Annotated in this window: 20 protein-coding genes; 5 read left to right on the top strand and 15 right to left on the bottom strand. The window is 61.1% G+C overall.

Annotation, left to right across the window (positions count from 1 at the left end):
• Window positions 1-11: 11 nt before the first annotated feature.
• The 3 genes from aroK (at window position 12) to LCH97_RS14790 (ending at window position 2,111) form a co-directional block, all read left to right on the top strand.
• Window positions 12-554: a shikimate kinase AroK gene (aroK, locus tag LCH97_RS14800; RefSeq protein WP_227305381.1), complete on the top strand. Its 543-nt coding sequence runs from the start codon at window positions 12-14 to the stop codon at window positions 552-554.
• Between the two features lie 6 nt (window positions 555-560).
• Window positions 561-1,646 carry a 3-dehydroquinate synthase gene (gene aroB, locus LCH97_RS14795; RefSeq protein ID WP_227302356.1) on the top strand — a complete coding sequence of 362 codons (1,086 nt, stop codon included), beginning with the start codon at window positions 561-563 and terminating at the stop codon, window positions 1,644-1,646.
• 84 nt (window positions 1,647-1,730) lie between these two features.
• Window positions 1,731-2,111 carry a FimV family protein gene (locus tag LCH97_RS14790; RefSeq protein ID WP_227302355.1) on the top strand — a complete coding sequence of 127 codons (381 nt, stop codon included), beginning with the start codon at window positions 1,731-1,733 and terminating at the stop codon, window positions 2,109-2,111.
• A gap of 1 nt (window position 2,112) precedes the next feature.
• Here the strand turns inward: LCH97_RS14790 and LCH97_RS14785 are convergent, their stop codons facing one another.
• Together LCH97_RS14785 and LCH97_RS14780 are read right to left on the bottom strand one after the other, a co-directional pair.
• Window positions 2,113-2,529, bottom strand: a complete 417-nt coding sequence (locus LCH97_RS14785; RefSeq protein ID WP_227302354.1) for a type IV pilin protein — start codon at window positions 2,527-2,529, stop codon at window positions 2,113-2,115.
• Window positions 2,529-3,068, bottom strand: a complete 540-nt coding sequence (locus tag LCH97_RS14780; protein ID WP_227302353.1) for a GspH/FimT family pseudopilin — start codon at window positions 3,066-3,068, stop codon at window positions 2,529-2,531. The genes LCH97_RS14785 and LCH97_RS14780 overlap by 1 nt, the downstream gene beginning before the upstream one ends.
• Before the next feature lie 82 nt (window positions 3,069-3,150).
• Here LCH97_RS14780 and LCH97_RS14775 point away from each other — a divergent pair, with 82 nt between their 5' ends.
• Window positions 3,151-3,303, top strand: a complete 153-nt coding sequence (locus LCH97_RS14775; RefSeq protein ID WP_227302352.1) for a hypothetical protein — start codon at window positions 3,151-3,153, stop codon at window positions 3,301-3,303.
• On the opposite strand, the gene msbA is transcribed toward LCH97_RS14775, so the two are convergent.
• The 10 genes from msbA to cysG form a co-directional block, all read right to left on the bottom strand.
• Complete coding sequence (gene msbA, locus LCH97_RS14770; RefSeq protein ID WP_227302351.1) at window positions 3,293-5,038, bottom strand: lipid A export permease/ATP-binding protein MsbA; 1,746 nt, start codon at window positions 5,036-5,038, stop codon at window positions 3,293-3,295. The two genes, LCH97_RS14775 and msbA, sit on opposite strands and share 11 nt — an antisense overlap.
• The gene (locus LCH97_RS14765; protein ID WP_227302350.1) at window positions 5,035-6,144 is read right to left on the bottom strand and encodes a glycosyltransferase family 4 protein; all 1,110 of its coding nucleotides are present in this window, start codon (window positions 6,142-6,144) and stop codon (window positions 5,035-5,037) included. The genes msbA and LCH97_RS14765 overlap by 4 nt, the downstream gene beginning before the upstream one ends.
• A complete protein-coding gene (locus LCH97_RS14760; RefSeq protein WP_227302349.1) occupies window positions 6,137-7,441 on the bottom strand; it encodes an O-antigen ligase in 1,305 nt (434 codons plus the stop codon). The genes LCH97_RS14765 and LCH97_RS14760 overlap by 8 nt, the downstream gene beginning before the upstream one ends.
• Window positions 7,438-8,559, bottom strand: a complete 1,122-nt coding sequence (locus LCH97_RS14755; protein ID WP_227302348.1) for a glycosyltransferase family 9 protein — start codon at window positions 8,557-8,559, stop codon at window positions 7,438-7,440. The genes LCH97_RS14760 and LCH97_RS14755 overlap by 4 nt, the downstream gene beginning before the upstream one ends.
• Complete coding sequence (locus tag LCH97_RS14750; RefSeq protein ID WP_227302347.1) at window positions 8,556-9,701, bottom strand: glycosyltransferase family 4 protein; 1,146 nt, start codon at window positions 9,699-9,701, stop codon at window positions 8,556-8,558. Before LCH97_RS14750 ends, LCH97_RS14755 begins: the two co-directional genes overlap by 4 nt.
• Window positions 9,698-10,780 (bottom strand): putative lipopolysaccharide heptosyltransferase III, encoded by a 1,083-nt coding sequence (gene rfaQ / locus LCH97_RS14745; protein ID WP_227302346.1) that lies wholly within the window; start codon window positions 10,778-10,780, stop codon window positions 9,698-9,700. Before rfaQ ends, LCH97_RS14750 begins: the two co-directional genes overlap by 4 nt.
• Before the next feature lie 18 nt (window positions 10,781-10,798).
• Entirely contained in the window at window positions 10,799-12,538 is a 1,740-nt protein-coding gene (gene ptsP, locus LCH97_RS14740; protein ID WP_227302345.1) for a phosphoenolpyruvate--protein phosphotransferase, read from the bottom strand.
• A gap of 34 nt (window positions 12,539-12,572) precedes the next feature.
• Window positions 12,573-12,842, bottom strand: coding sequence for an HPr family phosphocarrier protein (locus LCH97_RS14735; protein ID WP_017508632.1), 270 nt, complete (start codon window positions 12,840-12,842; stop codon window positions 12,573-12,575).
• Window positions 12,823-13,236: a PTS sugar transporter subunit IIA gene (locus LCH97_RS14730; protein ID WP_017508631.1), complete on the bottom strand. Its 414-nt coding sequence runs from the start codon at window positions 13,234-13,236 to the stop codon at window positions 12,823-12,825. Before LCH97_RS14730 ends, LCH97_RS14735 begins: the two co-directional genes overlap by 20 nt.
• A gap of 78 nt (window positions 13,237-13,314) precedes the next feature.
• A complete protein-coding gene (cysG, locus tag LCH97_RS14725) occupies window positions 13,315-14,739 on the bottom strand; it encodes a siroheme synthase CysG (RefSeq protein WP_255619232.1) in 1,425 nt (474 codons plus the stop codon).
• A 149-nt stretch (window positions 14,740-14,888) separates the two neighbouring features.
• Here cysG and LCH97_RS14720 point away from each other — a divergent pair, with 149 nt between their 5' ends.
• Window positions 14,889-16,562: a diguanylate cyclase gene (locus tag LCH97_RS14720; RefSeq protein ID WP_227302344.1), complete on the top strand. Its 1,674-nt coding sequence runs from the start codon at window positions 14,889-14,891 to the stop codon at window positions 16,560-16,562.
• On the opposite strand, the gene LCH97_RS14715 is transcribed toward LCH97_RS14720, so the two are convergent.
• From LCH97_RS14715 to polA, 3 genes are all read right to left on the bottom strand, one after another.
• A complete protein-coding gene (locus tag LCH97_RS14715) occupies window positions 16,559-17,692 on the bottom strand; it encodes a GGDEF domain-containing protein (RefSeq protein ID WP_227302343.1) in 1,134 nt (377 codons plus the stop codon). The genes LCH97_RS14720 and LCH97_RS14715 overlap by 4 nt on opposite strands.
• A 35-nt stretch (window positions 17,693-17,727) precedes the next feature.
• A complete protein-coding gene (locus LCH97_RS14710) occupies window positions 17,728-18,288 on the bottom strand; it encodes a GNAT family N-acetyltransferase (protein WP_227302342.1) in 561 nt (186 codons plus the stop codon).
• 158 nt (window positions 18,289-18,446) lie between these two features.
• A complete protein-coding gene (gene polA, locus LCH97_RS14705; RefSeq protein ID WP_227302341.1) occupies window positions 18,447-21,251 on the bottom strand; it encodes a DNA polymerase I in 2,805 nt (934 codons plus the stop codon).
• Window positions 21,252-21,268 lie beyond the last annotated feature (17 nt).

Raw genomic sequence — 21,268 nt, 5'->3', positions numbered from 1 at the left:
CATCCGATACAATGCCTGCCATGGAACTGGCAGGCAATTTTTTTCTGGTGGGCCTGATGGGCTCGGGCAAAACCACGGTTGGCCGCACACTGGCAAGGCACACGGGTAAAACCTTCTACGACTCGGACCATGAAATCGAGCGTCGTACCGGCGTGCGCATTACCACGATTTTTGATATCGAAGGCGAGCCGAAATTCCGCGAACGCGAACGCGATACCATCGCCGAGCTGTGCCAGCAGCAGGGCATCGTGCTGGCGACCGGCGGTGGTGCCATTCTGGCACCGGAAAATCGCCAGGCATTGCGCAAGCATGGCACCGTGATTTATCTACGCGCCCAGATAGATGACATCCTGGCCCGCACCCAGCATGACAAGAGCCGCCCTCTGCTACAAACCGCGGACCCTCGCAGCAAGCTTGAAGAGCTGTTTGCCATACGCGACCCCCTCTACCGTGAAATCGCCGACATCGTGATAGACACCTCGCACCAGAACGTGAACGTGCTCATCCACCGGCTGGAACAACGGCTGCTCACCCTTCAAAGTAAAACCCGCTAAAAAGCCATGATCACGCTCAACCTTTCTCTGCCAGACACTAGCTACCCCATTTATATCGGCCAGCACATCCTGGGTAATGCCGAACTGCTACTGCCCTACCTGAAGCAGAAAAAGGCGGTGATCATCAGTAATACCACCGTCGCCCCCCTCTATCTGGAGCCGCTGAAAACAGCGTTGGAACAGCATGGTGTCAGTATCCTCACGGTTACCCTGCCCGACGGCGAAGACTTCAAAACCTGGGAAATCCTGAACCTGATTTTTGATGCCTTGCTGAGCAACAAATGCGAGCGTAGCACTACGCTGATTGCCCTGGGCGGTGGCGTGATTGGCGATATGGTGGGGTTTGCTGCCGCTTGCTACCAGCGTGGCGTGCCATTCATCCAGGTACCCACTACCCTGCTCTCGCAAGTGGACTCGTCAGTTGGTGGCAAAACGGCCATCAACCACCCGCAGGGCAAGAACATGATTGGCGCGTTTTATCAGCCAAAAGCTGTTATCGCCGACATGATGTTGCTGGATACCCTGCCGGAGCGTGAGCTGTCTGCTGGTTTGGCCGAAGTGATCAAGTACAGCTTGCTGGGCGATGCCAGCTTTATCGGCTGGCTGGAAGAACACATGGCTGCGCTACGCGCCAAGGATAAAACCGTACTGGCCGAGGCGGTACGCCGCTGCTGTGCCATGAAGGCAGATATCGTGAGCCAGGACGAGCGCGAAAGCGGCGTACGTGCCTTGCTGAACCTGGGTCATACCTTTGGCCATGCTATCGAAGCCGGCTTGGGGTTTGGCACCTGGCTACACGGTGAAGCAGTAGCCGCCGGCATGATGCTGGCGGCGGAAGCCTCCCGCCAACTGGGCTATCTGAACGACAGCGAAGTTGGCCGCATCGAAGCCTTGCTGCTCGCGGCGGGCTTGCCTACCATCAGCCCGAACCTGGGCTATAGCGCCTGGCTGGAGCATATGAGTCATGACAAAAAAGTGAGCGATGGTGCCATCCGCTTCGTGCTGATGCGCGAATTGGGTCATGCCATTGTCGCAACGCTACCGGAGACGGTACTTCACGCCACACTGCATAGCCGCTTCATCGCCAAGTAGCTGCGTATAAATACTACGAATTTCTACGAATAGGCAGCATCGGACAAAGGCCGGACAATAGCCGCAATCGCTCAGGAGATTGCTATGCTAGGCCTTGTCAAAAAACTTGCCGATAAAGTGCAGACCAGCCAGGAAATGGGTCTGCTTAGCCATACCCCTTTGCGCTATGTGTCGCCACGCGAAAGACTGATTGACCCGATTGGCGAAGCCGAAGTCTTTCTTGCTTACGGCAAACGCCGCGAAGCCCTGCAGGTGCTAAGCCATACGCTGCGCTATGAGCCGGATAACCTGGAAGCCAAGATGCTGCTGCTGCAGACGCTGGCCTACCTGCGTGATATCCCGGCTTATTGCAAGCTGGCACGTGAACTGGCACCGCAGTTGGCTGGCCAAGGGTCGTGGCACACGATCTGTGCAGAAGGGCAGGCTCTGGCGCCTTATGAACCACTGTTTATGTACCAGGCCTGAGTTAGGCCAAGCGGCAGCGCTCCTTGCTGCCTTCGGGTACGCAGTACTTCATGATGCCGGTCTGTGTCAGCTCCACATAGCCTAGCTGCACATCTGTTGCCGTAGCGCGCAAGACAAAGTAACCGTTATCGGTATTCCGTGCCGTAGCAGCAAAGCCGATTGTATAACGCGCAGCGCCCTGCACCGGATACTGCGTATACGGCAAATCTGGCCAGCGAGACGCGGTTTCTTTGTAACCGCCCTGCCGGCTATAGTATGCCTCCAGAAAGACAGCATCATGCTGCAGCAGTGCCGCCACGGCCGCCCGGTCAGCGCGTACTTGTTCGTCCCGATACAGCCATGCGGCCAACATGGTCAGAATGGTGGCAATGGCCAACGCCATCATCAGTTCCAGCAGAGTAAAACCACGGCTAGACATCAGCAGTCACTCACTTGGCGAAAACCTGTTGCCCCCACCTGCAAACGCCGACATAAGCCACTACCCTTGCCGCGTGCGGTATAGCTGACCCCAGCGGGAATTGAAAGCACGCCACTAGGCCGTATACGGTAACGATCCACGCTGCTGGAGAGCTCTACCTGTATACCCGGAGGCAAAGTCAGGACATCCAGCGCTTCCTTGCTATCGTACGCACCGGCCACGCCACCAGCCTTATCGGCAAAAAACAGCACGCCCTCGGCCAGCGGGTAACCATTGGCGGTTTTCGCCACCGCCTGACAGCCCTGCACATCCAGGTTAGCTTTCAGGTTGGCGACACAGATATGCACCGACGTATTGCGGGTAATAGCCTCGCTGCGCACCCGCATCAAGCCGGAGGCAATACGCGATAGCTGAGTATCCAGTGCCTGCTGCTCCTGGAAACGGGCATACGGCGCAGCAGACCAAGTCCATAGCAAAAGCAGCAGCGCTATGACCAGCAATAGTTCCAGCAAGCCTATTCCGTTTTGTGTCCTGGACATAGCACCTCCGCGTCCAACCGGCTGCGCCAACACAGCTGCAATGCCGAATGAATGGAATGAGGCAGCTTAGAAAAGTGCTTTTATGCATGTCAATGCATTTTTCACATCAGGCCATGCGGTTGTTTCTATTGATGAAAATGATTCAAGCCACATGGCAAATTCAATAATCATGCGCAATAAAAAACCGCAGCACCAGGCTGCGGTTTACTTCATCACCGATCAAGCTACTCGGTAAATTGCATGCTATGCAGCCTGGCATAAAACCCTTCCGCCGCCAGTAGCGACTGATGCGTCCCCGACTCGACGATCTCGCCCTGATGCATCACCACGATACGGTCAGCCTGCTCAACCGTAGACAGGCGGTGTGCAATCACCAGCGTGGTGCGGTTTTTCATCAGGTTATCCAATGCAGCCTGCACCAGACGTTCGGACTCGGTGTCCAGTGCCGACGTCGCCTCGTCCAGAATCAGCAAGGGTGCGTTTTTCAACAAGGCTCTGGCAATGGCCAAGCGCTGACGCTGCCCACCCGACAGGCGGGTGCCGTTCTCGCCTATCTCGGTATCAAATCCCTGCGGTAGCGCCTCGATAAAGTCCAGCGCATTGGCCGCGCGGGCCGCCTCGACAAGTTGCTCGCGACTCACCTGATTCAAGGCACCGTAAGCAATGTTGGCCGCAACCGTATCATTGAACAGCACGACGTCCTGGCTCACCAGGGCAATCTGCTGGCGCAGCGCTGGCAGCGCGTAGTCAGATAGCGGCTTGCCATCCAGTAGCAGCTGGCCACTATCGGGTTCGTAAAAACGCGGCACCAGGCTAGCCAGTGTGGTTTTACCCGAGCCGGATGAGCCCACCAATGCAACGGTTTCGCCAGCCCGGATCGCCAGACTGATCCCTTGCAAGGCGCGCTTCTCCACACCCGGGTAGCTGAACGACAGGTTCACCATCTCCAGCTCGCCACGCGTCTTGTGCAACATGGCCGCGCCGGCATTTTTCTCTTCCGGCTCATCCAGGAACTGGAAAATGGTTTCGGCTGCGGCCAAGCCACGCTGCAGCGCCTGCGAGATACCGGTGATGCGCTTGATCGGGGCAAACAGCAACATCATGGCGGTGAGGAAAGACATGAAATCCCCCGCACTGAAATCACCATGCTGCGCGCGCAAAGCGGCAAAGTACAAAATAGCCGCCAAGGCACAGGCAATCATCAGCTGGGTCACGCCGGTATTGGCCGAGCTTGCCGCGCTCTGCTTGACCTGGTTACGGCGCAGCGCATCGGCCGCCTCGTGAAAACGGCCAATCTCATAGCTTTCGCCACCGTAAATCTTGACCACTTTCTGGCAATCGATGCTTTCACTTACCACTTGCGTCATCTGCGCCATGCGCAGCTGGTTTTCGCGCGCCAAGCCACGCAAACGTTTGCCGACAAAATGCATGCAGGCGGTTACGGCGGGCATTACCACAAAGCAGATCAGCGTGAGCTGCCAGTCGGTATACAGCAGCAGCGCCAGCAAGCCCAGCGTGGTGACACCGTCCTTTACCGCCACGGTAATCACGTTAAAGCCGGCTTCCGTTACCTGGTTCACGTCGTTGGCAATACGCGAAATCAGCCGCCCGGACTGGCTCTCGTCGTAAAAACTCACCGGCAAGCGCAAGAGTTTGGCAAACATCTCTTCGCGCAGCGTCTGCACCAGGCGGCCTGTCAGCCAGCTGGCGGTGTATTCGTTGATAAAGCTGGTCAAACCACGCAGCATGAATACGCCGATGATGGCCAGCGGCACCCAGCGGATGGTATCCGGATCTTTGCTGACAAAACCGCCATCGATCAGCGGCTTGAGCAGGCGCGCGAACGCTGCCTCGGTCAAGGCCGCGATGGTCATGGAAATCAGCGACAGGATCAGGACTTTCCAGTAACGCTGGATATAGGCAAGCAGCCGGCGATACACCTGCCAGCTGTGTTTGAATGAATCGTTCATGGCACTTTCGCAGCAGTAGCGGCCAACCCGGCCAGCGCCAGCAGGCGGGCGGTATTGGTATGAGGTGAAAAGCGGTGACGCACGTCCTGACAACCCGCCTGTGCCAGATGCTGCATCTGCTCAGGCTGTTGCAAGGCTTCGGCTATGGCCTTGGCCCAGGCTGGTACATCACCCGGTGGCAGCAAGTAGCCGGTTTGCCCGTCGGTAATGGTTTCCGGTATCCCGCCGGTACGGCTGGCCAGCACCGGGATACCCAGACCCAGGGCTTCAATCTGCGACATGCCCAGGGGCTCGTAGCTGGATGGCATCAGCACCAGGTCCGCCCTGGCCAGCAAGGCGGCAACAGGCTGCACCATACCGGCCAGCAACACGTGCTGCGTCAGCCCAAGACGGGTGATTTCAGATTGTAAACGGGCAAGTTCCGGGCCTTCACCCGCGATCACATAGCGCAGTTGCGGCCAACGTGCCACCAACAAGGCCATGGCTTGCAAGATCGTCTGGTGCCCTTTCTCGCCACGCAGCATGGCAGCCTGCACCATCAGCGGGCCGGGGTGTTCGTCCAGCCAATGCTGTACTGGCGCAGGCAACGCGGCGTGGGCATCGCTGTCGATACGCTCAAAGTCGATACCGGGGTACACCACGTGCAAACGGTCGGCGTGTATCGCCGGGTTCTGTAGCAGTGCATCACGCAGGTACTGGCTAGGCAGCATGGTGGCATCTACCAGCTGGTTATACGACCATGCCGAGGCTTTGCCCGGCTGATAGGTCCGCGATCGCAACAGGAAAGGCCGGTGCCGTACCAGGCGCGCGGCGATGGCCAGGTTATTGCTATCGTGCCCGCTATGGCAAACAGCCAGCCCTGGGCGGTAGGTGGCGATCCAGCGGCGCAGAATGGCAATAGATGGCAGATGCACACTGTTACGGAAACGCACAGGCAGCACTTGCAAGCCCTGCTCTTGCGCCACCGCTGCCACGCGGGTGCCAGGCCTGCAAGCCAGTACCGGCAGATACCCGAGCTGCGCCAGCTGGCGCATTTGCTGCATCAGCTGCAGTTCCTGCCCGCCGACATTGGGGGAGGATTCGGTGAAAAGCACGTAACTAGACATGTGACTTATCCGCTGGGTTCTGATGCATCCATGCCAGTAGTGCCGCTACCGTAAACAGGAAGATGTGCAGCATATGATCCTTGCTGACGCTCTCCAGCACCATGCGCCCGAGAAAGCCACAGGTCACCAGCATCAACGCCAGGCCGGCCACGTCACGACGCAGAACAAAAGCTTTGAAACCGATCACAATCAGACTCAGACAGAAAGATAACCATAACAGGACACCCGGCACTCCGAGCCCGACACCCAGATCGATAAAACCGCTGTGGCTATGGCCAATCTGGTTGGGCTTACCCACGGCAAAAAGTGCCTGGGTAAACGCCCTGCGGTCATAGCCGTAGCCCATCGGTCTTTCCGCCACCAGATCCAGACCAGCGCGTATCCACGCTACGCGCTCATAGGCAGAAACATCCACTTCCCGACCATCGTCTAGCTTGGGGTAAGGCCCCATACGCAGCCACCCCAAGCCATCTCTGTCTTGCCAGGCGATGGTCGCAGATTGCAAAAATATCTGGTTACGGGCATCTTTCTGCACCGCTTTGGAGACGAAACCGGCCATCCCGACACCCACCAGCAACAGTAAAACCAATAGCCGGGTACGAGACAAGTGCTGACGATGCGTCAGCACATAGATCAAGGTAAACGATAAGACCAGATAGCTCAAACCGATCAGGCCATTGCGTGCCCCAGCGTGAAAACTGGCAAAAAACATCAAAGCACCAATGGCAAGCAAGCTCCATAGCGGAAAGCGGGTCCTGCCCTTGCCAAATCCGGCCAGTACGGCAACAAATGCCATGGCAAAGTTCACAAAAAACGTGAACTCCAGCTTGGTCGCGGTAGTGAAAACTTCCATATACGGCCATACACCATGCTGGTAGTAGTAACGCACGGCCATGAGTACTTCTGCGGCTACCAGCAAAAGCCCGGCAGTCACCACACAATCCAGGATGGACAAAGGGCGCTGGCGACTAAACAGTACCGTACCGGCGATAAACCACAGGCCGCCCATTAGCAACTGGCTCCGCCATTCCGCCAGCGATATGCTCATCCAGCCGGATAACACCACGCTGTGTAGCAGGGCATACAGTAAAAAGCTCCCTAACAGCAAGGTAGGTACAGGCCAACTGGAGAGCGTACGCAAGAGTACCTGTCTCTCGACAACAGTCCACACCAGAAAAACGGCCAGCAGTACGTAACGCAGTGCAATCGTGTGGGAGATATTGGATACAGCCAGAAAGAGAATGGCCAGCAGAACCGCCCAGAAACCCGGCTGACGCCACAGAGCAAGCGACTTCATGTGAAATTTCCTGCAGTCAGAATGGATTGCAACACCGCCTCCGGCCGTACCGCCGCCATGCATTGCACCTGCTTGCAGCCGCCCGGCTGCCCACCCGCAGGCCGGAAGCAGCGTAGAGCCCAATCCACCGGGCGGTGGTGCACGCTACGCTGAAAGCGGCAGGGAAACAGCGCCGGGCCCGCCCCCAGACAGGTATACCGGCTAAAGAAATGGCTGGCGCCGAACAGCTCTTCGCTGCCAGGGCCAAATAGCATGACCAGCGGCACACCCGCGGTTTTGGCCAGGTGGGCAATACCGGTATCCGGGCACACGCACGCCTGGGCTGCGGCCAACACAGCGCGTAGCTGCGGCAGGGTTAATGAGCCCGAGATAACAACATCCTGGGGCAGCGGGGTAACCCGCTCGATCAGGTGATGCTCGCCTGGCCCGCCGGACCAGACCACAGCCAAGCCTCGCTCGCGCAATGATGCCGCCAGGCTTTGCCAGTATTCGCTCGGCCAGTAGCGTGTGGGGGAGCTGGCGCCCACATGCAGCACCACGTATCGTGCAGGCAGGGCAGGAACACGCTGCTCACCCAGCGGCCAGTATGCCAGGTCGAATGGCTGGGGTGCGGGGCCCTCTACCAGCCTGGCGGCGGTATCCGTCCACGCCTCCGGCGCATCGGCATAGGGGATGCGCTCGTCTACCAGCCAGTTCTTGTAATGCGGTACCTCGCCGTCAAAGCCGACAATCCAGCGTGCACCGATGGCACGCGCCAGGTAGCTCAGACGGTTTTCGCCCATCAAATACACCATGTCGACACGCGGCAGGGCAAACAGGCGGCGGATGCTGGAAAAATCGCGCGGGTGCCACGGCATGGCACGGATGCCATAGGGCTGGCTATCGTACAGCCCGGCCTGCAAGGGCGGGCAGGCCAGCACGATGTCGGCGGCGGGGAAACGCTCGCGCAGCTTGGCCAGCAGGCTGGTGGCCATCAGGGCATCGCCCAGCAAAAACTGGTGCAGCACCAGAATGCGCTGCACGCTCTGCAACGGTGGTTTGCGACGTAGCCACTGCCACGGCAAACGGAACAACAAGGTCGCAAAAATCAGCACCCGGCCGGGGAAGCGCCCTTTCATGCCAGCCCCTCCGCGTCAGGCAGCAAGGCGGCGAACAGGGTCAGCATCTGCCCGACCATGCGCTGCTCGGTATAGGGCAATACAGCTTGGCGCGCTTGCTCGCCCCGCTGCGGCCAACTGGCGCGTGCGGCCAACCATTGCCCCACATTGTGCTGCCACGCGGCCCTGTCATCCGGTGCAGCCAACCAGCCGGTTTGCCCCGGCTGCAGCAGCTCGCCTCCGCCACAACGCGTACTGGTGAGTACCGTCAGGCCGCAAGCCATCGCCTCGGCCACCACCAGGCCAAATGGCTCATAAATGGACGGCAGGATGAAGCCATCAGCCATGCCGTAGTAACTGCGCACATCGCGTTGCGCACCGGCGAAGTGCACGCGCCCGGCCACGCCCAGCTGGCTGGCCAAAGCCTGGTAGTGCCGGCTTTTCTTGTCGCTGCCCACTACCACCAGCTGCACCGCCGGGTGCGGCACGATGGCGTGCAACGCCTGTGCCAGCCCTTTGCGCTCGAAACCGGAGCCAACGTACAGCAATACCGGTGCGTCCGCGCTTAAACCATACTGCTGGCGCAAGCTAGCACGCTGGGCACGGGCATCCTGCGGGTTGAAGAACGCGCTATCGATGCCGTTGTAAACCACGTGGCAACGCTCGGCCGGCAAGCCGGTGTACTGCATCACGTCGCGTTTGACCATCTCGGAGATACACACCACGCCGCGAAACGCCGGGTCGCGGTACATGCGCTGTTCCATGGCCAGCATGTAATGGTGGTACGGGTTCAGCGCCATGGCCACGCGGGCGGCAATACCACCACGCTGGCGGCGCACGTCCAGCCAGGCCGCATGCACGCCGTCGTCCGCGCGGTACACATGGCAGCCAGGAATGCGCTCGTGCGAGAGCACCAGGGCCGCATCCAGCGCCTGCCACAAATGGCGTGCCGCACTGGCAAAGCCCCAGTCGCGCCACACGCTGCCCAGATAGAACGGGTTGACGCTATGCGCCTCGATGCCCGGCACGGCTTCCCACTTGCGGTTGATCAGCAGGGTATGCAGCGCCGCATGGCCTTGCAGCTGGCGCAAAATGGCGCTGACGACGCGCTCGGCACCACCTGCAGGGTTGAATTTCTGGCGGATGATGGCAATGCGCTTCATGCCAGCGCCTCTTGCAAGCTGTCTACCGCGGCCAACACCTGTTGTACGCTGATTTTTTCCAGGCATTCGCTGCGCCAGCTGCCACCGCAACCGGCGTTACCACAGGGACGGCAGGCCATGTTGGCTGCCACCACACGGTGCGGTACCTGCCACGGGCCCCATTCGATATCGCCGGACGGGCCAAACAAGGCCACACAAGGTGTTTGCACCGCGGCGGCAATATGCATGGGCACCGAATCCACACCGATATACAAACGCGCCGCGGCAATGGCCGCCGCCAGCTCTTTCAGGCTGAGTTGGCCCGCCAGGCTGGCCACCGGCCGCTGCAACCGTGCACTAATGTCCGCCAGCATGGCCATTTCGTCCGGGCTAGGGGCCGCGGTCAGCAAAATCTGCTCGCCGCGCGCCGTGAGCTGGTTGATCAGCTCGGCCATTTTTTCAGCCGGCCAGCTCTTGAATAACCAGCGCGAGGTGGGGTGTACCAGCACATAGCCGCCAGGCACCAAGCCCGCTGCGGCCAACTTGGCCGCCAGGCTGGCCTCCGCCTCGGCACCCGGTAGTAGCGTCAGGACACGGGCATCCGGCGCGGGGTAAATACCGATACGGCGCAAGGCATCCAGATGCACCTCTACCGTGTGGCGGCGGTTACCCGGCACCTGCAGATAGCGGTGGGTAAAGGTTTTCTTGAAGAAACGGCCATACGGCCCCTGCGGGCCCACCGACCAGCGCGGCTTGAGCAAGCGCACCAGCCAGGCACCGCGATTATGCTCGGTCAGCGTGATGACCAGATCGTACTGACGCGACTTCAGCGCCGACAGCAGCTGCCATTCGGCACGCAGCTGGCCCAGCGGGCCCAGCTTTTTCCACTGCCGGTCTATGGTATGCAGCTGCGACAACGCCGGGTGGCCGGACAGCATCTCGCGCGTGTCGTGGTACACCAGCGCGTCTATCTCGGCGTGAGGGGCGTGCGTTTTCAGCGCCGTCAAAACCGGCGAGGACAATAGCACGTCGCCGTGGTGGCGCAGCTTGATCAGCAATACGCGGCGCACGGCCGTCAGATCGATGGCGTCTATGAGCATGAAAAGAAAAAAGCCGGATCAGGCGTCCGGCCCGGCATTCAGTTGTATCAATAAGTCGGCGATTCTATCAGGGTCTTCACTGCGCAGGATACGCGCAACCTGTGGAGCCAACGTATCAAGGTGGCTATTGAGTACATTCTGCTTCACCGCCAGCAGGTTGGCCGGGTGCATGGAGAAGCGGCGCAGCCCCATGCCCAGCAGCAAACGGGTCAGGCGCTCGTCACCCGCCATCTCGCCGCATACCGATACCTGCACGCCGGCTTTGGTGGCCGTCTTGATGGTATGGGAAATCAGCTTCAGTACCGCCGGGTGAACCGGGTCGTACAGATGGCTTACCGAGTCATCATTGCGGTCTACCGCCAGCGTGTACTGGATCAGGTCGTTGGTGCCGATGGACAGGAAGTCCACGTATTTGACAAAGCTGCCCACTACCAGCGCAGCAGAGGGGATTTCGATCATCGCCCCGACTTCCACCTTGTCGGCGAAAGGGATGTTCTCTTCGCGCAGCTCTTTTTTGGCGTACTCCAGCTGCGCCAGCGCCTGCTTCAGCTCACCCAGGCCGTTGATCATGGGGAACAGAATGCGGATTTTGCCGTACACGGTAGCGCGCAGCAGCGCACGCAGCTGGGCACGGAACATCAGCGGCTCGGCCAGGCACAGCCGCACACCGGTCAGGCCCAGCGCCGGGTTTTCGGCAGCGCCGTGGTTGAGCCAGCGCGGGTTTTTGTCTGCGCCCAGATCCATGGTACGCACCGTAACCGGGGCGCCATTCGTGGCCTCGGCCACCTCACGGTAGGCCGCAAACTGCTCGTCTTCCGACGGCAAGCTGTCGCGCCCCAGAAACAGGAATTCGCTACGGAACAGCCCCACGCCTACCGCGCCGGATTCCAGCACGTTGGCCGCATCCTGCGGCAGCTCGATATTGGCCAACAGCTCGATGGGCGTACCATCCTGCGTTAGCGCATCGGTCTTACGGATGCTGGACAGCTTGCGTCGCGCCTCAATCCAGTTACGCTGGCGGCGGCGGTATTCGGCCAGCACCGTTTCTTCGGGGTTGATGATCAGCACGCCTTGCTGGCCATCCACCACGATCAGCTCGTCTTCGCGGATCAGTTCGCGCGCGTGGTGCAGCGCGATAACCGACGGCAGGTCCAGGCTGCGGCCCAGAATGGCGGTGTGGCTGGTTGCGCCACCCACATCGGTCACAAACGCGGCGACGCTGGAATCCTTGAAATACACCATATCGGCCGGCGACAGGTCGTGCGCCACCAGGATGGCGTCTTCGTCCATATCCTCGACAAACTGCAAGTCGGTGCTGTGGCCGGCAAGGTTCTTGAAGATACGTTCCACCACCTGCAGTACGTCGTGCTTGCGCTCGCGCAGGTAGTCTTCCTCGATGGCGTCAAACTGCTCCACCAGGGTGTCGCACTGCAGTTTCAGCGCCCATTCGGCGTTGCAGCGCTGGCTGTCGATCAGGTCGCGCGGGTCGCGCGAGATGGTCACATCGGACAGCAACATGATGTGCAGAGACAAAAATGCCCCCAGCTCGGCCGGGGCATTTTCGGGGATGCTGCCCCACAGCAGCTCCAGCTGCTTGCGGGTATCGCGCACGGCGCTATCGAAACGCTGCTGCTCCGCGGCAATCTCGCTGTCTTCCAGCACCAGATGCACCACGTCGTCCATGCTTTGCGACAGCAAATGTGCCCTGCCGATGGCAACGCCGCCACCGATCGGTACGCCGTGCAACACGATACTCATGCTTGCTCCCCTGCCTGTTTATTATCGCGGGCGTTTATTCCGCCTCGTCGAAGCGGTTGTTGATCAGTTCGACCAACGCCGCCATGGCCTGCTCTTCGTCTTCCCCATTGGTTTCCAGCTCGACCGTGGCGCCTTTTGCCGCGGCCAGCATCATCACACCCATGATGCTTTTGCCGTTAACGCGGCGACCGTTGCGTGCGATCCAGACTTCGGCCTTGAAGCGGCTGGATATCTGGGTAAATTTACTGGAAGCACGTGCGTGCAGGCCCAATTTATTGATGATTTCAATTTGCTGTTTTTGCATGTTTTCCCTCCGGAAGCATATAGAAGACCCCTTCCAGGCCCCCGGTAATGGCCTTGCTGACCACGATTTCCAGTGGCTGGCTGCTATAGCTCAGCGCGCGCACCAGCATGGGCAGGTTCACCCCTGCTACGGCTTCTACCCGTCCAGCTTGCACCAGGCGGCCAGTAATGTTGGCGGGCGTACCACCGACCATATCGGTCAGCACTACCACGCCGTCCCCTTGTTCCAGCTGTGCAATCAGGCCTTCGGCTTCGAGGCGCTTGGCCTCGGGGTCGTCGTGTTTTTCCACGCCCATGATCGCCAGATTGTCCGGCACCCGGCCCAGCACGTGGTGGGCACAGTCAGCCAGGCTCAAACCCAGATTGCCATGCGAAATTAGTAGTACACCAACCATATTCTTCACCCCGGCGTATGCCGGCTATTGCCAACGCGTCAAACACTACCGTACAGGCAGCCCCTGGAGGCCGTGCCCTCAGGCACCTTCTACCGAGCTGCGATACCAGCCCAGCTGCGGTGCCAGCGACACCACCTCACCCACGATGATCAATGCAGGTGAGCTGATACTATTCGCACGAATCAAGGCAGGCAAGGTTTCCAGCGTCCCCAGCACGGTTCTTTGCCGGGGTGTCGTGGCTTGCTCCACTACGGCGGCGGGTGTATCGCAGGCTTTTCCATGACTAATGAATGCCTGGCAAAGTTCCTCGGCCATGGCCAAGCCCATGTATACCACCACGGTTTGCCCACTACGCGTTAACGCTGGCCAGTCTAACAAAATGCTACCGTCTTTTTTATGACCTGTGACAAACGTCACCGACTGGGCATGATCACGGTGTGTCAGCGGAATACCGGCATACGCCGCCGCCCCACTGGCCGAGGTAATCCCCGGTACCACTTCAAACGGTATGTGGTTGGCCGCCAGCAGGGCAATTTCTTCACCGCCGCGGCCAAAGGTAAACGGGTCTCCACCTTTGAGGCGCAACACACGCTTGCCTTCCTGCGCCAGCCGTACCAACAAGGCGTTGATATCTTCTTGCGGCAAGGTGTGGTTGGCGCGCTGCTTGCCAACAAACACACGCTCCGCGTCACGGCGTACCAGCTCCAGCAGCTCGGGGGCGACCAGGTTGTCGTACAACACCACATCGGCCTGCTGCATCAGGCGCAAGGCGCGGAAAGTCAGCAAATCGGGGTTGCCGGGGCCGGCGCCCACCAGGTAAACCGCGCCGGCAGGTGCCGTGTCTGCTGCGGCCAACCTGCGCTGCATATCGTCCCGAGCCGCCGCCTCGTCGCCATTCATCACCTGTTCGGCCAGCGGGCCCTCCAGCACGGCCTCCCAGAAAGCGCGGCGCTCTTCCACATTGCCAAAGCGGGCTTTCACCTGATCGCGAAAACCGGCAGCAAAGCGGGCCAGGCGGCCAAAGCCGGCCGGAATCAGGCTTTCCAGCCGTGCGCGCACCAGGCGCGCCAGCACCGGCACACCGCCGCCGGTAGAAATGGCAATCACCAGCGGGGAACGGTCCACAATCGCCGGGGTGATGTAGCTGGATAGCTCAGGGTCGTCCACCACGTTTACCGGGATATTGCGGGCCTGTGCCGTATCAGACACCACACGGTTGACAGCGCGCACGTCCGTCGCGGCCACCACCAGTTTATAATCGCCGATGTGCGCCGGCTCAAAGTTGGCCGCAATATGTACCAGCTCACCGCTAGCCGCCATCTGTGCCAGCTCCGGCGCCAGCTCGGGGGACACCACCGTCAGCCGGGCGCCGGCCGATAGCAAAAGCCGGGCTTTGCGCAGGCCGACTTCGCCCCCGCCAACCAGCAAGCAGGGCTCGCCCTGCAAGCGCATGAAAATCGGAAAATACTCCACATAGCCTCCTGCCAGAATGCGCTCGAGCATAACGCGCAGCGTGACGCTTGGCGACCGCTATGCGACAGATGCAGCTGGCCGCAAACTGAAAAGAAAATAGCGCGATACGCAATTCATGACAGTTTTCCTTTTATCGCTACAATCCAGAGTAAGCACGCTTTCGCCGTGCGCGCCCAGCCATGGAGAACAATGTGCCGGCCACTGCCACACTGGAAAAAGCCCTCAGCGCCCTGCCGGGTGGCTACCTGCTACTGGATGAAAAGCAACGGGTCCGTTTTGCTACCGCACGCTTTTACCAGCTACTGCACTGCGCCCCGCTGCAATACGGCCAACCCCTTCCCGCCAGCTTGCTGCCGGAGGAGCTGGAGCAGGCGCTACAGACAGGGCAAGCCCATGCCAGCCAGCAACTCTATGCCGGCCAGTTGCTGGACTGGCTGCTGACCCCCTTGCCGGATGGCACGATGCTGAGCATCCGCGAAGACCGGCAAACCTTCCGCAACCTGATTGAAAACTCGCCGGACATCATCAGCCGCTATGACCCGCAGCTGGTTTGCCTGTACGCCAATAGTGCCCTCGCCCGTTACTCGCCCATCCCCCCCGCCTTGCACGTTGGCCTGGGCATAGAAGAGCGCGGCCTGCCCGCGCACGTGTGCGATGCATTCCGCCATGCCAGTAGCCAGGTACTGGCCAGCGGCAAACCGGTAACTTTTGAAAACCAGCTGAACCACCACGACAAGCACTACGTGTTTGAATCGCGGCTGTTCCCCGAAACCGACGAACATGGCCAGGTGCAATCGCTACTGTGCATTGACCGTGATATCAGTGAAGAGCACGCCATGCGGCTATGGCAGGCTGACGAAAACCGCCTGCTGGAAATGATTGCCAACGATCGCCCCATGAAAGAAGTCATGGTGTGGACCTGCCATATGATCGAATCGCAGATCGAAGGCTCGATGTGCTCCATCATGCTGCTGGACGATGAAGGCATACACCTGCGGGTAGCGGCTGGCCCCAGCCTGCCGGACGAATACAAGGCGCAAATTGACGGCGTGACCATTGGCGCCAGCGTAGGCTCCTGCGGCACTGCCGCCTTTACCGGCGAAGCCGTGATCGTCACCGACATCCAGCAACACCCGTTCTGGGTCGATTTCGCGGCGCTAGCCAGCCTGCACAAGCTGCGCACCTGCTGGTCCTACCCCATCAAATCGCACGATGGCCGCGTGCTGGGTACCTTTGCCATCTACTTTGCCCAGCCCTGCGCCCCCGACGCCCACAGCGAGTACATTACCCTGCGCACCTCGCACCTGATGGCCATCGCCATCCAGCAGGAGCGCCGCGCCAGCCAACTGTTCCAGCTGGCCACACAAGACGCACTGACCGGGTTATTCAATCGCCGCCATTTCATGACCCTGGCCGAAGATGCCTGCGACCGCCACCCGCTGCCCGCCAAACCGCTGTGCATGCTGATGTTTGACCTGGATCACTTCAAGCAAGTTAACGACCGCTATGGCCACGCCGCTGGCGATGAGGCGCTGCGCTCGTTTGCCCGCATTTTGCAGGACAGCCTGCGGGCACAAGACCTGGTCTGCCGCATGGGCGGCGAAGAGTTTGCCGCGCTACTTACCGACACCAGCACGGAAGACGCCATGGCCACCGCCCAGCGTATCTGCCGACTGGTGGCACAAACCCCGGTATTGAGCCACGGCCAAAGCATTGCCCTCACCGTCAGCATCGGCCTGACTTGCCGGCAGCCAGGCCAGGCCTTGGGCGACATGATGCGCCAGGCCGACAAGGCACTATACGAAGCCAAAAACGCGGGGCGTAACCGTGTGCATATCGCCAGCCATGCCTAATCGCCGCGAGGGTCTGCCACCATAATGCAATTGCGCCCGGCACGTTTGGCGGCATAAAGCAGGTCGTCGGCCTGGTGCAGCAATTTTTCCGGATTCACTTCTACCTCGTCCCAGCACACCAGCCCGGCCGAAAAGGTACAGCGCAGATCGGGGGCCTCGGCCAGTAATGCCTGCGTGGCAAATGCGGCCCTCAGCTGGTCCAGTTTGCGCTGGGCGTCGGCCAGCGCGGCACCGGGCATCAGTACGCAGAACTCTTCGCCGCCGTAGCGGGCAAACACGTCCTGCGCCCGTAGCGACTGGCGAAAGAACCGGGCCAGCTGGCGCAGCACCTCGTCGCCTGCAGCGTGGCCGTAGCGGTCGTTCACCTGCTTGAAGTGGTCCACATCCAGCATGGCTATCGCCACACAAGGGTAGAGCGGCATGCCCTGCTGCAGCTGCAACAAGGCTTCGTCCAGCCCACGCCGGTTCAAGACACCAGTCAGGCCATCTTGCAAGGTTTCCCGCACCAGGCGCTGCGTCCGACGCCGCAAAATCACCATCAGAAAGCCAAAACTGCCGTAGATGGTGGCGGTCGAGGCCAGCAAGTACAACAGCGGCTCCACCAGATCGAGCAAGGCCGGGTCCTGCAAGCCCAATACATGCAGTGACAGGCGGGCCAAAAACGCCAGCATGCCCAAACCGTACAGCGTCGTGAGAATGGGGTAGCCCTGCCGGATAGCCCGTTCGATCTGCCAATGCAGCCAGGACAAGCGGGCGTATACCAAGGCCAGCGCTACCGTATTCCAGCTTTCGGCAACGCTAACCGGCTGCCACGGGGTATTCATCAGCGTGGTCAACAACAGCAGCAATACCCCGGGCAGGTAGTGTGACCGCTGCTGCTGCAAACGTGACAGCACCAGGGCAAATTGCTGATACCCCCCCAGCAAGCCGGCCATACTCACCGCGTCCAGCCAGCGCCAGTGCAGCAAGGGCTGCGCCTCCAATACAAGGCCGCCCGCAATGCACAGGCAGCCTTGCAGCCAGATACGGCGTTCCTGCTGCAGCTCGGCCTGGCTGGCGGCAAAGCGCCAGCTGCTCCACCCCACCAGCACAATGGTAAGGGCAACCGGCAAGGTATGAATATCGATCATGTCTGGTGCACGCGTCAGGAAGAATGCCTACTGCGTTATAGCGCAGCCCCTGCCGGGGTTGCGGCCAACCTGGGCTCGCCCGCTGCCTGACAAGCCAGGTGCCACATGCCGTGCCACTGCCCGTGCAGGCAGAACGACTGCTCGCTCTGGCCGTACAGCGCAAAACCATTGCGCAGCAGCACCGCGCGCGACGCCGGATTGTGCTGCCCCACGTGCGCCTCCAGCCGCCACAAGCCCAGCGGCCCGAAAGCCAGCTGCTGCAGCCGGGCCACGGCGGCCGATGCCCAGCCGCGTCCGCAAGCCTGCTCGGCCAAGCGGTAGCCCAGCGTGGCGCGGTTAAAGTACGGCCGCTCCACCGACGTCAGATTAATGCGGCCAACCAAGGTGCCATCGTGCAGGATGAGGTAGCCGTAAGCGCGATCCGCCAGCGCAGCCTGCTGCAGCGCGAGGATGCTGTCCGCCACCGCGTCCGGCTGGTAGAACGCCGGCGCACGGGCGTTGATCCAGCGCTCGAAAAAGGCGCGGTTGGCCAGCTCGAACGCCAGCAGTTCGTCCACGTCATCCAGCGTGGGCGGGCGTAGTTGTATCTCGGACATGGCGTATCCTTCGGTATGGTGCCGCCGCGCGCGAGGCGACGACGACGAAAAAACACCCTGGCTGCCGGGCAGACCAGGGTGCGGTATATCGGTAGCAAGGCCGCCCGGCGGGCGGCCTTGCTCGCTGGCATGCGGCCAACCTTGTGCCTATGGGTAGCTTAGTGCGCTGCTTCCCAGCTATCGCCCACGCCCACTTCGGCCAGCAGCGGCACCTTCAGCGCCGCCACGTCGGCCATCAGCTGCGGCAGGCGGGTACGCACCAGGTCCAGCTCGTCGTGCGCCACCTCCAGCACCAGTTCATCGTGTACCTGCATGATCAGGCGGCTACGCAGGCCGTCCCGCAACAGCCAGCCCTGTACCGCGATCATCGCCAGCTTGATCAGGTCGGCGGCCGTGCCCTGCATCGGCGCGTTGATGGCGGCGCGCTCGGCACCGGCACGACGCGCCTGGTTGCCGGCGCGGATGTCCGGCAGGTACAGGCGGCGGCCGAACACGGTTTCCACGTAGCCCTGCTCGGCGGCCTGCTCGCGGGTGCGCTGCATGTAGTCGGCCACACCAGGGTACTTGCGGAAATAGCTGTCGATGTAGACCTGCGCCGCGTCGTTGGTGATGCCCAGCTGCGAGGCCAGGCCGTATTTGCCCATGCCGTAGATCAGGCCGAAGTTGATGGCCTTGGCGGCGCGGCGTTGCTCGGTGTTGACCTCCGCCAACGGGGTGCCGAATACCTCGGCGGCGGTGGCCTTGTGGATGTCCTCGCCGCTGGCAAAAGCCGCCAGCATGCCTTCGTCGGCAGACAGGTGCGCCATGATGCGCAGCTCGATCTGCGAGTAGTCGGCGCTGACAATCACGAACCCCGGCTCGGCGATGAAGGCCTCGCGCACGCGGCGGCCTTCGGCGGTACGCACCGGGATGTTCTGCAGATTGGGCTCGCTACTGGCCAGGCGGCCGGTAATGGCCACCGCCTGTGAATAAGTGGTGTGCACGCGGCCGGTCTGTGGATTAATCAGGGTCGGCAGCTTGTCGGTGTAAGTGGACTTGAGCTTGGCCAGGCCGCGGTACTGCAGGATCAGCTTGGGCAGCGGGTGGTCCAGCGCCAGTTTTTCCAGCACTTCCTCGTCGGTAGAGAAACCGCCCGACGGCGTTTTGCGCACACCCTTGGTGGGGATACCCAGCTTGCCGAACAGGATTTCCTGCAGCTGCTTGGGCGAATTCAGGTTGAACGGCTGGCCGGCCAGCGCATAAGCCTGCTGCTCCAGCTGCAGCATCTCACTACCCAGCTGGTGGCTTTGTGCGGCCAACTTGTCGCGGTCGATCAGCACGCCGGTGCGCTCCATGGCAAACAGCACCTCGGCCACCGGCAGCTCCATATCGCGGTATACGCTACCCAGCGCACCATCGAGCTGCGGTGCAAAGTGCTGCGCCAGGCGCAAGGTAATGTCGGCGTCTTCTGCGGCGTAGTTGGCCGCAACGTCCACCGCCACTTCGGCAAAGCCGATCTGCTTGGCGCCCTTGCCGCAGATTTCCTCGTAGGTGACGGTGGTTTCGCCCAGGTGGCGGCGCGCCAGGTCGTCCATGCCGTGGCGTTCGTGGCTTTCGATCACATAAGACCCCAGCAGCGTGTCGTCCACCACACCGCGCAGCGTGATGCCGTGGTTGGCCAGCACGTGGCGGTCGTACTTCAGGTTCTGCCCCAGCTTGGGCCGGCTGGCGTCTTCCAGCCACGGCTTCAGTTGTGCCAGCACTGCGTCGAAATCCAGCTGTTCGGGCGCGTCCGGGCCGCAATGCGCCAGCGGCAAATACGCGGCCTCGCCGGCCTGTACCGCAAAGCTGAGGCCGACAATGCGCGCCTGCATTGGGTCCAGGCTGGTGGTTTCGGTATCCACCGACACCACCCCGGCCGTGGCCAGCTTGTGCAGCCAGGCGTCCAGCTGGGCTTGCGTGAGAATGGTCTCGTAGCGGCGTTCCACCGCCGGCGGCGGCGCCAGTTGCGGTTCGATGCCGGCGGCCAGCGCAGACACGGTGTCCAGGTCGTCGCCAAACAGGCTGCCGCTGACGTGTAGCGGCGCTTGCGCCGGCGCCGGGTTGGCCGCCACCACCCCACCCAGCTTGTCGTTCACTTCGCGCAGGAAGGTGCGGAAGCCGCATTGGGCAAACAGTACTGCCAGCTGCGCGTACTGCTTGCTGCCGTGGCGCAGGCTGTCCATGCCCTGCGGCAGCTCGTGGTACAGCTCCACGTCGCACTTGATGGTGATCAGCTCGCGCCCGCGCGGCAGCCAATCCAGCACCGCGCGCAGGTTTTCGCCCACCTTGCCGCCCACGTTGGCCGCATTGTCCATCACCGCGGCCAGCGAGCCGTACTGCTCCAGCCATTTCACTGCTGTTTTCGGGCCGCATTTATCCACGCCCGGTACGTTGTCCACCTTGTCGCCAATCAGCGTCAGGTAGTCGATGATCAGGTTCGGCGGCACGCCGAATTTTTCTTTTACACCGGCTTCGTCCAGATTTTCGTTGGTCATGGTGTTCACCAGGCTGACGGCGGGCGTCACCAGCTGCGCCATGTCCTTGTCGCCGGTGGAGATGATCACCTTCAAGCCGGCCGCCTCGGCCTGGCGGGCCAGCGTGCCGATCACATCGTCCGCCTCCACGCCTTCCACCATCAACAGCGGCCAGCCGCTGGCGCGCACCACCTCGTGCACGGTCTCGATCTGCGCGGCCAGCTCCGCCGGCATAGACGGGCGGTTGGCTTTGTATTCGGGGTACAGCGCGTCGCGGAAAGTCTTGCCCTTGGCGTCGAATATGCAGGCGCTATAATCGAATTGGACTTCCTTTTCCAAACGGGCCAGCATGTTCACCATGCCGTAGATGGCACCGGTGGGCTCCCCCTGCGGCGAACGCAAGTCGGGCATCGCGTGAAAGGCGCGATACAAATAAGAAGAGCCATCGATCAATAACAGGGTTTTCATAATCAAAAAGGGCTAAG

Origin of the sequence: Vogesella sp. XCS3, from assembly GCF_020616155.1 — a bacterium.
Taxonomy (GTDB): domain Bacteria; phylum Pseudomonadota; class Gammaproteobacteria; order Burkholderiales; family Chromobacteriaceae; genus Vogesella.
The sequence above is the reverse complement of the archived record's forward strand: the minus strand, read 5'-3'. Positions and strand labels throughout refer to the sequence as shown.